14 protein-coding genes are annotated in these 13326 nt (G+C 67.1%); 8 read left to right on the forward strand and 6 right to left on the reverse strand.

What is annotated here, in order from left to right:
• Positions 1-50: 50 nt before the first annotated feature.
• The 4 genes from AC1RM6_RS04555 to ndk all read left to right on the forward strand — a co-directional run bounded on the left by AC1RM6_RS04555 (position 51) and on the right by ndk (position 3387).
• On the forward strand, positions 51-1517 hold the full coding sequence (locus tag AC1RM6_RS04555) for a leucyl aminopeptidase (RefSeq protein ID WP_493098512.1): 1467 nt from the start codon (positions 51-53) through the stop codon (positions 1515-1517).
• A 22-nt stretch (positions 1518-1539) separates the two neighbouring features.
• Positions 1540-1980: a DNA polymerase III subunit chi gene (locus AC1RM6_RS04560; protein ID WP_493098513.1), complete on the forward strand. Its 441-nt coding sequence runs from the start codon at positions 1540-1542 to the stop codon at positions 1978-1980.
• A 107-nt stretch (positions 1981-2087) separates the two neighbouring features.
• Positions 2088-2840 (forward strand): methyltransferase domain-containing protein, encoded by a 753-nt coding sequence (locus AC1RM6_RS04565; protein ID WP_493098515.1) that lies wholly within the window; start codon positions 2088-2090, stop codon positions 2838-2840.
• 124 nt (positions 2841-2964) lie between these two features.
• Complete coding sequence (gene ndk, locus AC1RM6_RS04570) at positions 2965-3387, forward strand: nucleoside-diphosphate kinase (RefSeq protein WP_493098517.1); 423 nt, start codon at positions 2965-2967, stop codon at positions 3385-3387.
• A gap of 59 nt (positions 3388-3446) precedes the next feature.
• On the opposite strand, the gene AC1RM6_RS04575 is transcribed toward ndk, so the two are convergent.
• From AC1RM6_RS04575 to purM, 4 genes are read right to left on the reverse strand one after another with little or no spacing between them, the layout of a single operon-like run.
• Entirely contained in the window at positions 3447-3827 is a 381-nt protein-coding gene (locus AC1RM6_RS04575) for an MmcQ/YjbR family DNA-binding protein (protein WP_493098519.1), read from the reverse strand.
• Positions 3824-4462 (reverse strand): hypothetical protein, encoded by a 639-nt coding sequence (locus tag AC1RM6_RS04580; RefSeq protein ID WP_493098521.1) that lies wholly within the window; start codon positions 4460-4462, stop codon positions 3824-3826. The genes AC1RM6_RS04575 and AC1RM6_RS04580 overlap by 4 nt, the downstream gene beginning before the upstream one ends.
• Positions 4463-4473: 11 nt before the next feature.
• On the reverse strand, positions 4474-5052 hold the full coding sequence (gene purN / locus AC1RM6_RS04585) for a phosphoribosylglycinamide formyltransferase (RefSeq protein ID WP_493098523.1): 579 nt from the start codon (positions 5050-5052) through the stop codon (positions 4474-4476).
• Entirely contained in the window at positions 5045-6172 is a 1128-nt protein-coding gene (gene purM / locus AC1RM6_RS04590; protein ID WP_493098525.1) for a phosphoribosylformylglycinamidine cyclo-ligase, read from the reverse strand. Before purM ends, purN begins: the two co-directional genes overlap by 8 nt.
• 116 nt (positions 6173-6288) lie before the next feature.
• On the opposite strand from purM, the gene AC1RM6_RS04595 reads away from it, so the two are divergent.
• The 3 genes from AC1RM6_RS04595 to AC1RM6_RS04605 are packed head-to-tail and all read left to right on the forward strand — an operon-like array spanning position 6289 to position 10346.
• Positions 6289-7521 carry a heavy-metal-associated domain-containing protein gene (locus AC1RM6_RS04595; protein WP_493098526.1) on the forward strand — a complete coding sequence of 411 codons (1233 nt, stop codon included), beginning with the start codon at positions 6289-6291 and terminating at the stop codon, positions 7519-7521.
• Positions 7518-8129 carry an HdaA/DnaA family protein gene (locus AC1RM6_RS04600; RefSeq protein ID WP_493098528.1) on the forward strand — a complete coding sequence of 204 codons (612 nt, stop codon included), beginning with the start codon at positions 7518-7520 and terminating at the stop codon, positions 8127-8129. The genes AC1RM6_RS04595 and AC1RM6_RS04600 overlap by 4 nt, the downstream gene beginning before the upstream one ends.
• 18 nt (positions 8130-8147) lie before the next feature.
• Positions 8148-10346, forward strand: a complete 2199-nt coding sequence (locus AC1RM6_RS04605; protein ID WP_493098530.1) for an RNA degradosome polyphosphate kinase — start codon at positions 8148-8150, stop codon at positions 10344-10346.
• 7 nt (positions 10347-10353) lie between these two features.
• Here the strand turns inward: AC1RM6_RS04605 and AC1RM6_RS04610 are convergent, their stop codons facing one another.
• The gene (locus tag AC1RM6_RS04610) at positions 10354-10851 is read right to left on the reverse strand and encodes a thioredoxin family protein (RefSeq protein WP_493098533.1); all 498 of its coding nucleotides are present in this window, start codon (positions 10849-10851) and stop codon (positions 10354-10356) included.
• Between the two features lie 146 nt (positions 10852-10997).
• Between AC1RM6_RS04610 and AC1RM6_RS04615 the strand changes: the two genes are divergently transcribed.
• Positions 10998-12482, forward strand: coding sequence for a Ppx/GppA phosphatase family protein (locus tag AC1RM6_RS04615; protein WP_493098535.1), 1485 nt, complete (start codon positions 10998-11000; stop codon positions 12480-12482).
• Here the strand turns inward: AC1RM6_RS04615 and AC1RM6_RS04620 are convergent, their stop codons facing one another.
• Positions 12483-13271, reverse strand: coding sequence for an NF038132 family protein (locus tag AC1RM6_RS04620; protein WP_493098537.1), 789 nt, complete (start codon positions 13269-13271; stop codon positions 12483-12485). It lies immediately after the preceding gene.
• Between the last annotated feature and the right edge of the window lie 55 nt (positions 13272-13326).

The following is a 13326-nucleotide window of genomic DNA, read 5'->3' on the forward strand; positions in this document are numbered from 1 at the left end:
GCCTTCGCGCCTAGATGGAACCGACCATGCCGATGAAGGACCGGAACTTGATGCGTATCAGCTTTGCCGACAGCCGCCCCGCAGGTACCCAGAGCCTGGCGCTCACCGTTGCGCCCGGCGGCCTTACCGGTGCGGCACTGGCGGTGCTGCCGGCGGCGACGCAGGAGATTGCGCGCCGCGCCGCGAACGGCAACCGCTTCGACGGCGAGGCCGGCGCGCTGGTCGAGATCTTCGGCGAGTCGGACGGCGGTCTGCGCCGTATCCTGATCGTCGGGATCGGCACCAAGAATGATTATGAGCGGGCAGGGGCCGCGGTGGCGGCGCGGCTGCTGACCTCGGGCGAGACCAGCGTGATCTTCGACCTCGCCAGCCTGAGCGCCGCCACTGTCGCCGACGCCGCTGCCGCGATCGCGTTCGGCGCGACCCTGCGCAGCTGGCGCCACGACATCTACCGCACCAAGCTTCCCACCAAGCAGCGGCCTTCACTCGAAGAGGTGGTGATCGTCGGCGGTGGAGCGGGCGCGGTCGACGCCTGGGCGGTGCGTAGCGCGGTCGCCGAAGGGGTGATGTTCACCCGCGAGCTTGTCTCCGAGCCCGCCAACATCCTCTACCCGGAAAGCTTCGTCGAACGCTGTCTCCATCTGAAGGAACATGGCGTCGAGATCGAGATCCTCGATACCGCGGCGATGGCTGCGCTCGGCATGGGCGCGCTGCTCGGGGTCGCACAAGGATCGGTGCGCGAGCCCCGGCTGCTGGTGATGAAGTGGAACGGCGGTGGCGACAAGGATCCGGTCGCACTGGTCGGCAAGGGCGTGACCTTCGACACCGGCGGCATCTCGCTCAAGCCGCCGGCGGGCATGGAAGACATGAAGTGGGACATGGGCGGCGCCGGCGCCGTCGCCGGCGCGATGAAGGCGATCGCGCTGCGCAAGGCGAAGGCCAATGTCATCGGCGTCTGCGGCCTCGTCGAAAATATGCCCGACGGCAATGCCCAGCGGCCAGGCGACGTCGTCACCTCGATGTCGGGCCAGACGATCGAGGTCATCAACACCGATGCCGAGGGCCGGCTGGTGCTGTGCGACGCGATCTGGTGGGTACAGAAGACCTTGGGGGTCAAGACCGTGGTCGACCTCGCCACCCTGACCGGGGCGATGATTGTCGCGCTCGGCCATGAATATGGCGGGCTGTTCTCGAACGACGACGGTCTCGCCGAGCAACTGGCCGGGGCCGGCAAGGCGGTCGGCGACCAGCTGTGGCGGATGCCGATGGGCGATCCCTATGACAAGCTGATCGACTCGCCGATCGCCGACATGAAGAATGTCGGACCGCGCGATGCGGGATCGATCACCGCCGCGCAGTTCATCAAGCGCTTCGTCGAGGACGGCGTGCGCTGGGCGCATCTCGACATCGCCGGCATGGTCTGGGCGGCCAAGCCCGGCGCGACCTGGGACAAGGGCGCGACCGGCTATGGCGTGCGCCTGCTCGACCGCTTCGTCGCCGACAATTTCGAAGGCTGAAAGAGTCCGGCGGGAGCGGCAGGTGCAGGTCGATTTCTACCATCTGACGCGCGCGCCGATCGACCGGGTGTTGCCGCGGATCGCCGAGCGGGTGGTCGCTGGCGGCGGCCGCCTGTTGGTGGTCGCCGACGACGACGCGCTCGCCGAGAAGATCGACGGGCTGCTGTGGACCTGGTCGCCCGACAGCTTCCTGGCGCATGCTCGCGCGGGGGCGGGCGACGACAGCCTCCAGCCGATCCTGATCTCCGGGGCGGCCGAGGCCGCCAACGGCGCCCGCAATGTCGCGATCGTCGACGGGCGCTGGCGCGATGATGCGCTCGGTTTCGACCGCGCCTTCCACTTCTTCGACGAGGACAGCATCGCCGCCGCGCGCGCTGCCTGGCGTGGCCTTTCCGGGAGAGAGGGCGTCGAACCGCGTTATTGGCGGCAGGACGACGACGGCCGCTGGCAACAGGTGGCATAAGCGCCGCGCGACCTTTCGACCAACGGTCCATCCGCATCGGCGGGCGGCATGTTCGCGAGGGTGAGGGGGCGCTAGCTTCGGGGTTTCGAACAGAGGGGATCCTGAAAATGCGTCGAGTCTTCGTACCTGTGCTCGCGGCACTGTTGTCTGCCTCATCCGCCTACGCCGCGGTCTCGCCCGAGATATTGAAGTCGCCCGGCCGTTCCGAGCGCGCGCTTGCCGCCGACGCCGACCGCAAGCCGATCGAGGTGCTGAACTTCTACGATGTGAAGCTCGGCCAGCACGTCCTCGATTTCCTCGCCGGCGGCGGCTATTATTCCGAACTGCTCGCCAAGGCGGTGGGACCCAAGGGCAGCGTCTATGCCTTCGACGTGCCGATCGGCGACGACGACAACGGCACCAAGCTCAAGGCCGCCTGGACCGGGCTCCAGGGCCGCAATCCCAACGTCAAATTCGTCAGTGGCGACATCGCCCATCCGGCTTTGCCGGCGAAGGCGTTCGATTTCGCGCTGTTCCACCTCGTCTATCACGACCTGTACTGGGAGGATGCGAAGGAACATTATCCGCATGTCGAGCCCGCCGATTTCCTCAAACAGCTTTATGCGGCGATGAAGAAGGGCGGGGTGGTCGGGGTCGTCGACCATGTCGGCGCGCCGAGCGCCGATACCCGCGCCTCGGTCGACAAGCTCCACCGCATCGACCCGGCGGTGGTGAAGGCCGATTTCGAGAAGGCCGGGTTCAAGCTGGTCGGCAGCTCGCAGGTGCTGATGACCGGCAAGGACGATCACGCCAAGCTGGTGTTCGACCCCTCGGTGCGCGGTCATACCGATCGCTTCGTCTTCGCTTTCCGCAAACCTTAGGGGCGGGTTCCAAACGGGCGCGATCGGTCGGTGGTGGTCGCGCCCAAAGCCTTGCCTTGCCACGCTCCAGCTTGTAGGGAGCCGCCGACTTTCCTGCCACCTCATATATGGAGCACGCTCGGCCATGACGACCGAACGCACCTTTTCGATCATCAAGCCGGACGCGACGCGTCGCAACCTGACCGGCAAGGTCACCGCCAAGCTCGAGGAGGCCGGCCTGCGCGTCGTCGCCTCCAAGCGCATCCACATGTCGCAGGAGCAGGCCGAAGGCTTCTACGCCGTCCACAAGGAGCGGCCCTTCTTCAACGACCTGGTCAAGTTCATGATCTCGGGCCCGGTCGTCGTCCAGGTGCTCGAGGGCGAGAATGCCGTCCTCAAGAACCGCGAAGTGATGGGCGCGACCAACCCGGCGAACGCCGAGCCCGGCACGATCCGCAAGGAATTCGCCGAATCGATCGAGGCCAATTCGGCCCATGGTTCGGACAGCCTGGAAAATGCGAACATCGAGATCGCCTATTTCTTCAAGCCCGAAGAAATCGTCGGCTGAATTTGGGCTTCTCTGTTCCAGGGGCCATCCCGGCTTAGCCGGGGTGGCCCTTTTTCTTTTCAGAAGTCCATGATCGCCGCGAGCTTGCGCGGCGCCGCGAGCCGCCAGCTCTGCTGGATGCGATGCTCGACCCGCTCCCAATCGAGATCCTCGCCGTCGAGGCGCAGGCCGACCCAGCCCGATGGGCCGAGATAGGGCGGCTTGTAATAGAGGTCGGGATCCGCCTCGATCAGCATCGCCTGTTCCTCGACGCCGCTGGTCTTCACCAGCACCGATGTGATGCCGTCGCTGTGATGGTTGTGCCAGAAATAGGCGAACATCTTCTTGTCGGCGACCCGCCAGGCCGGCGATCCGTGCGACACCGTCTCGACCGCCTCGGGCAAAGCGAGCGCCAGCGCCGAAATCCGGGCGTGGACGGCCTTGGGATCGTCGCTGCTCATTTCTCGCTCGCCTTCGCCGGATGCCGCGCCTTCCACAGCGCATCGACCCGCGTCGCCGCCATCTTGTCGTCCGTCTGGCCGATCAGCGACAGGCCGCGCAGCCGGATCGAGGTGCCGCCGAGGAAATGGCCCTCGGTGACGTACCCGACGTCGTAGAGCGCGCTGCGCTCGATCAGCTTGTCGTCGGCGTAGAAGCGGGTGGTGATCGCGATCGGCAGGCGTTTGTCGCCCGCCGTCTCCTTCTTGTCGCGATCGGCTAGCACCTTCTTCAGGCCGCTTTCGAACCAGCTCGTCTCGATCCGCGGATCGGTGCTGTCGACCGGGTCGAGGCCCAGCGCCGAGGGAAAACGGATCGTCTGGCCCTGGATCGCCTGGTCGCCCAGCGCATGGATTTCGAGCCGGTCGCCATCCTTTTCGGCGGTCGCCTTGAGCACCAGCGTCTTCGCCCGGCTATCGGCCGCGCTCGCGTCGCGCACCTTGTCGGCCTCGCTGTGGCTGCGCTCGCTATAGCTGTTCCACAGCGTCAGCGCCGAGATCAGCACCGCTGCCACCGCGAGAATCTCGCCCAGCGTCAACCAGCGCCGCCTTACCGCCGCGGCTTCCGCCGCCTGGGCCTTGCTCTCCTCGTCCGCCATCGGGCGCTCCCTTATCTCAGGGAGCGGATATAGGTGGCCAGCGTGGCGGGATAAAGGCGGTGTTCCTCGATCAGGATGCGCGCGGCGAGCGACTCGGCGGTATCTGCGGGCAGGATCGCGACACTGGCCTGGGCGAGCACCGGCCCGTCGTCGAGGGTCGGGGTGACGATATGGACCGAGCAGCCGGCTTCGGCATCGCCCGCCTCGATCGCGCGCTGATGGGTGTCGAGCCCCTTATATTTGGGAAGCAGCGACGGATGGATGTTGAGAATCCGTCCGTGCCAGCCGCGGATGAACTCTTCCGACAATATCCGCATATAGCCCGCCAGCGCGATCGCCTCGACCCCGGCATCGCGCAATGCCCGGTCGATGATCGCGTCGAACGCGGCGCGCTTGAGGCCCTCGTGCGGATGGGCGAAGGTCGCGATGCCCGCGGCGCGGGCGGTGGCCAGGCCGCCGGCATCCGGATTGTTCGAGGCGACCAGCACGATCCGGTAGGGGCAGTCCTGCTCGTCCGCCGCGGCGATCAGCGCCTCCATATTGCTGCCGCGCCCCGATATCAGGACGGCGACGGGTACCTTCTCAGCCAAGATGGGTCGCCGACCAGTCGGCGCGTGCCGACCAGGTCTCGGCGCTGCCCTTGACGGTGCAGCCCTTGTCGCCGGCCTCGATCCGTCCGACCGTCACCACGGTCTCGCCGGCTTCCTCGAGCGCCGCGGTCACCGCCGCCACGTCGCCGGCCTCGACGATCACCGCCATGCCGACGCCGCAATTGAAGGTGCGCGCCATCTCGGCGGGCTCGATATTGCCCTGCGCCTGGAGGAAGGCCATCAGCCGCGGCTGCGCCCAGCCATCGGCATCGACGATCGCATGAAGACCGTCGGGCAGCACCCGCGGGATATTCTCGAGCAGGCCGCCGCCGGTGATGTGCGCCATCGCCTTGATCTGGCCCGACCGCACCAGCGGCAACAGCGACTTCACATAGATGCGGGTCGGCGCCATCAGCGCGTCGATCAGCAGCACCTCCTGGTCGAACAGGGCAGGGCGGTCGAGTTTCCAGCCGCGGTCGGCGGCGAGCCGGCGGACCAGCGAGAAGCCGTTCGAATGGACCCCCGACGAGGCGAGGCCGAGAATCACCTGGCCCGCGGCGACCCGGTTGCCGGTCAGCGCCTGCTCGCGCTCGACCGCGCCGACGCAGAAGCCGGCCAGGTCATAGTCGCCATCGGCATACATGCCCGGCATTTCGGCGGTCTCGCCGCCGATCAGCGCACAGCCGGCGATCTTGCAGCCCTCGGCAATCCCCGCGATCACCCGTTCGGCGATGCCGTTGTCGAGCCGGCCGGTCGCGAAATAATCGAGGAAGAACAGTGGTTCGGCGCCTTGAACGATCAGGTCGTTGGCGCACATCGCCACCAGGTCGATCCCGACCCCGTCATGCCGGCCGCTGTCGATCGCGAGCTTGAGCTTGGTCCCGACCCCGTCATTGGCCGCGACCAGCAGCGGATCGGTGTAGCCCGCCGCACGCAGGTCGAAGAAACCGCCGAAGCCGCCGAGATCGGCATCGGCGCCGGGGCGTCGTGTCGCCTTGGCGAGCGGGGCGATGGCCTTGACCAGCGCATTGCCGGCGGCGATCGATACCCCCGCCTTGGCGTAGGTATAGGACTCGTTCGACGCTGCCGACGCTGCGTCTGCATGTGTGTTATCTGCCATGCGGAAGCGCCTAAGCATTTTCGCGTCCGGTGGAAACACCGGACGGTTCGAAAATGCGTAAATCGAAACGCCACATCGCGCTTGGATTTCCATTGGCAAGTCGCCAAAAGGCTCGCGTGACCCTGACCGATCGTCTTTCCAACCCGTTCGCCGCCATGATGCTCGCACTCGCCTTGTGCGGGGGCGGGGTGCTGTGGGCGCAGCTCGAACGCGCCGATTTGCGCGGTGTGCCGCCGATCGACGGGTCGGGAAGCTATGAGGTCGACGGCGTCACCGTCGATGTCGCGGCGCGTACCGCCGATATGGCGCGCAGCGGCGGCTGGCGCGAGGCGCAGCGCAAGGGCTGGCGGATGTTGTGGGCGCGGGTCAACGCCAAGCCGATCGAGAATGCGCCGCGCCTGCCCGATTCGACCCTCGATTCGATCAGCGGCGGCATCATCGTCGAGCATGAGCAGATCGGTCCCAACCGCTATATCGCCTCGCTCGGGGTACTGTTCGACCGCGCGCGTGCCGGCGAACTGCTCGGTGTGCAGGGGGCGATGCGCCGGTCGGCGCCGATGCTGGTTATTCCGGTCCAGTGGAGTGGCGACACCCCGCAGAGCTTCGAGATCCGCACCGAATGGCAAAAGGCCTGGGCGCGCTTCCGGTCGGGCAATTCGCCGATCGACTATGTCCGCGTCTCGGGAACCGGCGCCGATCCGGTGCTGCTCAACGTCGCCCAGACCCGTCGGCCCGGCCGCGGCTGGTGGCGGATGCTGCTCGACCAATATGGCGCCGCCGACATCGTCATCCCCGAGGTCGCGTTGCATCGCCAATGGCCGGGCGGGCCGGTGATCGGCACCTTCACCGCCCGCCACGGCCCCGATGCGGCGGTGATCGGCAGCTTCACCCTGCGCACCGACACCGGCGACGGATTGCCGGCGATGCTCGATCGCGGCGCGGCGCAGATCGACGCGCTCTATGTCGGCGCGTTGCGCGACGGTGCGCTCAGGCCCGACCGCTCGCTGCTGATCGAGGAGCCGGCGCCGGTCGATCCCGAGGAGGGGATCGAGGATGTGCTGGCGGCGATGGCGACCGCGGCCACCAGCAACATCATCGTCCAGGTCGATACCCCCGACGCGACCGCGCTGCGCGGCGCCGAGGGCGGCCTGCGCGGGATGCCCGGGGTCACCGCGGTATCGACCGACAGCCTCGCCTTCGGTGGCATATCGGTGCTGCGGGTCGCCTTCTCGGGCCCGCCCGCCGCCTTCCGCGAGGCGCTGGCGTCGCGCGGCTGGCAGATTCAGGAGGTCGGCGGCGGCTTCCGGATCCGCCGCGCCGCGGATACGGGGCCGCAGCCGCCGCGATGAGCCAGATCGCGCTGCCTCTCGCCTGGCCGGCAGCCGAAGACGAACGCGATTTCATCGTCACCGGCGCCAATCAGCTTGCGGTCCGACATTTCGAACATTGGTCGCTCTGGCCGGTGATGGCGACGATCCTTTCGGGGCCGCGCAAATCGGGGCGCAGTCTGCTCGGCCGGATCTTCGCGGCGAAATCGGGCGGGGTGCTGATCGACGACGCCGAACGGCAGGACGAGGAGGCGATCTTCCACGCCTGGAACGCCGCCCAGTCGAGCCGGCGCCCTTTGCTGATCGTCGCCGACGAGGCGCCGGGCGGCTGGTCGGTGCGGCTGCCCGATCTGCGGTCGCGGCTCGTCGCCAGCCCGCATGTCGCGATCGGCGATCCCGATGAGGAACTGGCCGGTCCGCTGATCGAGAAGCTGCTGACGGTGCGGCGGCTGCCGGTCCCGCCCGAGGTGACCCGCTATCTCGTGCCGCGGGTCGAGCGCAGCTATATCGCGCTCAACCGGCTGGTCGATGCGATCGACCAGCTCGCGCTCGAACGCCGCCAGCGGATCACCGTCCCGCTCGCGCGCGACGCGCTGGCGATGATCGGAGTCATCGACGAGTCTCAATAAACATGGTTTATTGCCGTCATGGAGCATATCGAATCTTTCAACGACGAAGCGCTGGTCGGCGATGTCGCCCCGGCCGACCGGATCGCGCCGCGCGAACGCTATTTCAACCGGGAGTTGAGCTGGCTCGCCTTCAACCAGCGCGTGCTCGACGAAGCCTGCAATCCGGCGCATCCATTGCTCGAACGGCTGCGCTTCCTTTCGATCTCGGGCAATAATCTCGACGAATTCTTCATGGTCCGGGTTGCTGGTCTGAAAGGGCAGCTGCTCGAGAATGTCGACACGCTGTCGCCCGATGGGTTGACCGTCGCCCAGCAGGTCGAGGGCGCGACGGCAGGCGCCGACCGGCTGATGAGCCATCAGCAGAAGGTCTGGGATGCGATCCGCCGCGAGCTGGTGGAGGCGGGCATCGTCGTGCTCGACGAAAGCGAGATCGAGGGCAGGGATGCCGAATGGCTCGAAAAGCATTTTCGCAGCCATGTCTTTCCGGTCCTGACCCCGCAGGCGCTCGATCCGGCACATCCCTTTCCGTTCATTCCGAACAAGGGCTTCAGCCTGTTGTTCGATCTCGCGCGCAAATCGGACGGGGTACAGATCTTCGAGCTGCTGATGCTGCCGTCGTCGCTGCCGCGCTTCATCCGCCTGCCCGGCGACCGCGCGCGCTATGTCGCGGTCGAGACGCTGATCCGGCGTTTCACCAATGTATTGTTCCCCGGCTATACCGTGCAGGGGCGCGGCGCGTTCCGGATCATCCGCGACAGCGATATCGAGGTCGAGGAAGAGGCCGAGGATCTGGTCCGCTATTTCCGCAGCGCGATCAAGCGCCGCCGCCGCGGCCGGGTGATCCGGCTCGAACTCGAAGGCGGCATGCCCGACAGCTTCGATCCGCTGTGGAAGGAACAGCTCGGCAGTACCGACGCCTTCATCACCGAATCGGGCAAGTTTCTCGGCATCGCCGACCTCGAACTGCTCGTCGAGGAGGATCGCCCCGACCTCAAGTTCAAGCCGTTCGCGCCGCGCTTCCCCGAGCGGGTGCGCGAGCATGGCGGCGACTGTTTCGCGGCGATCCGGTCGAAGGACATCGTCGTCCACCACCCCTATGAGACCTTCGAGGTGGTGATCGCCTTCCTCCAGCAGGCGGCGCAGGATCCCGACGTCGTCGCGATCAAGCAGACCCTCTACCGGGCCGGCAAGCAGTCGGCGATCATCCGCGCACTGGTCGACGCCGCCGAGGCCGGCAAGTCGGTGACGGCTGTCGTCGAGCTCAAGGCACGCTTCGACGAAGAGCAGAACCTCATGTGGGCCTCGCAGCTCGAACGCGCGGGCGTCCAGGTCGTCTACGGTTTCATCGACTGGAAGACCCACGCCAAGGTGTCGATGGTGGTGCGCCGCGAGGGCACCGGCTATCGCAGCTACTGCCATTTCGGCACCGGAAATTATCATCCGGTCACCGCGCGGATCTACACCGATCTGAGCTTCTTCACCGCCGATCCGCGCGCGGCGCGCGATGCCGCGCAGCTGTTCAACTATATCACCGGCTATGTCGAACCGCATGATCTCGAGATGCTGACGATGTCGCCGCACGGCCTGCGCGAGCGGCTGTGTGACCTGATCGACGCCGAGATCGACCATATCCGAGAGGGGCGCGAGGGCGCGATCTGGGCGAAGATGAACTCGCTGGTCGATCCGGCGATCATCGAGAAGCTCTACCGCGCCAGCGCGGCCGGGGTGCAGATCGATCTGGTCATCCGCGGCATCTGCTGCCTGCGGCCCGGGGTGCCGGGGCTGTCCGACAATATCCGGGTCAAGTCGGTGGTCGGCCGCTTCCTCGAACATAGCCGGATCATCTGCTTCGGCAATGGCGGAGCACTGCCCAATCCGGACGCCAAGATTTATATCTCTTCGGCCGACTGGATGCCGCGCAACTTCGACCGGCGGGTCGAATATATGCTCGCGGTCGAAAACCCGACCGTTCACGCCCAGGTGCTCGACCAGGTGATGGTCGCCAATCTGATCGACGACGAGCAGAGCTGGAACCTGCTGCCCGACGGCGCCTATGAGCGGGTCAAGCCGGGCCGCCGCCCGTTCAACCTCCACCGCTATTTCATGACCAACCCATCGCTGTCGGGCCGAGGCGCAACCCAGGACAGCAAGGTGCCGACCCTGTCGATCCGCCGCACCCCGCTCCACATGGTGCCGCCCTCGGGCAGCGAGGACTAGGGGCGGTTCAGGCGACCCACTGGGCGAGCCAGTCGACCAGCGCCTGCGGGGTCATCGATCGGGCGTCGGACAGCGCGGCATAGTTGCCGGGGTTGCGCAGCTTGTCGGTCTTCGGATCGATGATCAGCACCGCCGGCACGCCGCGGATATCGACGCCGTAGCGCTCGGGAATCTGAAGATTCTTGTCGCGCCGGCCGATATCGACCGCGACCACGACATAATGTTTGGCAACGAAGCTGTGGACCGCCGGAATCTCCATAACTCCGGCAAGCACCCGGCAGTCGAGGCACCAGTTGCCGCCCAGGTCGATCAGCAGCAGTTTGTGCTGCGCCCGCGCCAGCTTGCGCGCGGCGGCGAGTTCGCCCGTGGCGTTCGCCGACTCGTCATAGGGAATCGGCAAGGGCTGTTGGATCTGCGCGGTGCCGATGCGCGGTCCCTGTGCCGCCAGGCCGGGGGCGGCGGCCAATATCGCTGCGAGGGGCAGGATCAACCGGGATATGCGCATCGACGACTCCTTGTGGATTCACCCCCGTAACCCGCGGCGCGGCGGCCCGCCATCGCTGGTTTCGGCGAAAATGCGGTCTCCCTACGGCCGGCGGCTCGTCGTCCCGATTTGAACCTTCGGCAAAATAGGCTAGAGCCGTCGCCGCCATGGTATCCCTGCCAATCAGGCTCCACCGGAGCACGCCCGCCCCGTCCGAAGGACGTAGCGGCATCATCGACATCGGCTCCAACTCGATTCGACTCGTGATCTACGACGGTCCCGCCCGCATTCCGGCGATCCTCTTCAACGAGAAGGTGATGGCGGGCCTGGGGCGCGGCGTTTCGCGCGACGGTGCGCTCGACCATCAGGCGATCGACCGGGCGTTGCTGTCGCTCGCCCGCTTCCAGCGGGTCGCCGAGCAGATGGGGGTACCGAGCCCCCGCACCGTCGCCACCGCGGCGGTGCGCGATGCCAGCAACGGCGCGGCGTTTCTCGATCGGGTCGCGGCGATCGGTCTCGACGTCGAGCTGCTGTCGGGCGAGGACGAGGCCCGCATGGCGGGACTGGGCGTGCTTGCCGGGATTCCCGAGGCCGACGGCATCGTCGGCGACCTCGGCGGCGGCAGCCTCGAACTGGTCCGCGTCCGCGGCGGCGAGATCCACCAGACCAGTTCCTTCCCGTTCGGGGTGCTGCGGATCGGCAGCAAGAGCCCGCGCGCGCTGGGCAATATGGTCGAAAAGGCGCTCGCCAAGACCGGATGGACCGGTCAGGGCAGGGGGCTGCCCTTCTACATGGTCGGCGGCTCGTGGCGCTCGCTCGCCCGGGTCGATATGCATCTCAACGACTATCCGCTGCCGATCCTCCACCATTACCGGATGGACATCGACAATGCGCAGCATCTCGTGCGGGTGCTCGCGCAGCTCGACAAGAAACGGCTGCGGGCCGTGGTCGGCCTTTCGGGCTCGCGCATCCCGACGCTCAAGCGTGGCGCCGCCTTGCTCTCGCATGTCGCCCGCCGTCTCGGCTCGAGCGAACTGGTGGTCTCGGCTTATGGCCTGCGCGAAGGGCTGCTCTACAGCGGCCTGCCCGAAGGGCTGCGCGAAGAGGATCCGCTGATCGCCGCGACTCGCGAAGAGGGGCGGCGGCAGGGGCGTTTCCCCGAACATGGCGACCTGCTCGATCGCTGGCTGGGCTCGTTGTTCCAGGGCGACGGCAGCGTCGAGGCGCGCCTTCGCCATGCGACCTGCCTGTTGGCCGATGTCGGCTGGCGCGCCCATCCCGAATTCCGCGCCGAACGCGGGCTCGATACCGCGCTGCACGGCAACTGGGTCGGGGTCGACGCGCGCGGACGCGGGATGATGGCGCATGCGCTCTATGCCAGCTTCGCCGGGCCCGGGGTCGCGCCGATCGTCGCGCGGCTCTGTTCGCCCGAGGATATCCGCCACGCCGAGCGCTGGGGACTGGCGATCCGCCTCGCCCAGCGGATGAGCGGCGGCGTCGCCGACGCGCTGATGGCGAGCCGCATCACCCTCGAAGGCGGCGCGGTGGTGCTCCACCTCGACGAGCAGGACCGCGCGCTCTACGGCGAAGCGGTCGAGCGTCGGCACAAGATCCTGGCGGCGTCGTTCGGATGCGAGGCGAAGCTCGCCTGATCAGCAGGCCAGGCGGGGCGCCGCGAACGGCGCCGGCATCGCCTGCCGCCGCAGCGTGGCGCCGACCAGCCCGAAGCCCAGGATCATCATCGCCCAGCTCGCCGGCTCGGGCACCGATCCGATCCCCTGGTAATTGCCCTGCACGGTGACCACCGCACCGGTGAAGGCGAGCCCCGAATTGCTGAACGTGTCGCCGAAATTGGTGACCCCGAAGCGCAGCGCATAGCTGCCGCTGGTCGCGATATTATAGGTCGAGGCGACCCAGCCGGTATGGCCGCAGCCGGCGGCATAGCAGGTCCCCGAATCGCGGCCGAGCGGCGACCAGATCGTGCCGGCCAGGATCGGGGTGTTGGTCGGGCTCAGCGTCGACGAATTGGCCGGCAGGCCGAAGCCGGGGCTGGTATTGCCGGTCGCGCGCGTCCGCGCGGTGAACAGATAGGCGACATGGCTGCCGCTGCCGCTGAGCAGTTCGGCGAAGGCGTAGTCCGAATAGCCGGCACCGTCGGTGGTGATATAGTTGAAATTGAACGACAGAAGATTGCCGACATTCGCGGTGAAGGCGCTGGTGATATATTCGGATCCGTTGACGCCGCCGACCCCCGCGATCTCGCCGGCGCCCAAAGTGCCGGCGGTGGTGCTGATGAACCCATAGGTCGTGCCGACCGGCGGAGTCGTGATCGACCCGTTCGCGCCCATATTGCCGCAATAGCCCAGGCAAGTGGCTGCTTCGACAGGCGAAGTCGTGACGAAAATGGCGAATAGCGCCGCAATCAGCGAGTAGATACGCACGGGCAGTCCCCCAACTGCAATGAAGTATCTACGCTAACGCTTGCGTAACCCTGCG

The sequence above is a fragment of the Rhizorhabdus sp. GW822-FHT03C02 genome (assembly GCF_058801765.1).

Coding starts and splice junctions, on each gene's coding strand:
- AC1RM6_RS04555 (WP_493098512.1), top strand. CDS start 51: ATGCGTATCAGCTTTGCCGACAGCCGCCCCGCAGGTACCCAGAGCCTG.
- AC1RM6_RS04565 (WP_493098515.1), top strand. CDS start 2,088: ATGCGTCGAGTCTTCGTACCTGTGCTCGCGGCACTGTTGTCTGCCTCA.
- ndk (WP_493098517.1), top strand. CDS start 2,965: ATGACGACCGAACGCACCTTTTCGATCATCAAGCCGGACGCGACGCGT.
- AC1RM6_RS04575 (WP_493098519.1), bottom strand. CDS start 3,827: ATGAGCAGCGACGATCCCAAGGCCGTCCACGCCCGGATTTCGGCGCTG.
- AC1RM6_RS04580 (WP_493098521.1), bottom strand. CDS start 4,462: ATGGCGGACGAGGAGAGCAAGGCCCAGGCGGCGGAAGCCGCGGCGGTA.
- purM (WP_493098525.1), bottom strand. CDS start 6,172: ATGGCAGATAACACACATGCAGACGCAGCGTCGGCAGCGTCGAACGAG.
- AC1RM6_RS04600 (WP_493098528.1), top strand. CDS start 7,518: ATGAGCCAGATCGCGCTGCCTCTCGCCTGGCCGGCAGCCGAAGACGAA.
- AC1RM6_RS04605 (WP_493098530.1), top strand. CDS start 8,148: ATGGAGCATATCGAATCTTTCAACGACGAAGCGCTGGTCGGCGATGTC.
- AC1RM6_RS04610 (WP_493098533.1), bottom strand. CDS start 10,851: ATGCGCATATCCCGGTTGATCCTGCCCCTCGCAGCGATATTGGCCGCC.
- AC1RM6_RS04615 (WP_493098535.1), top strand. CDS start 10,998: ATGGTATCCCTGCCAATCAGGCTCCACCGGAGCACGCCCGCCCCGTCC.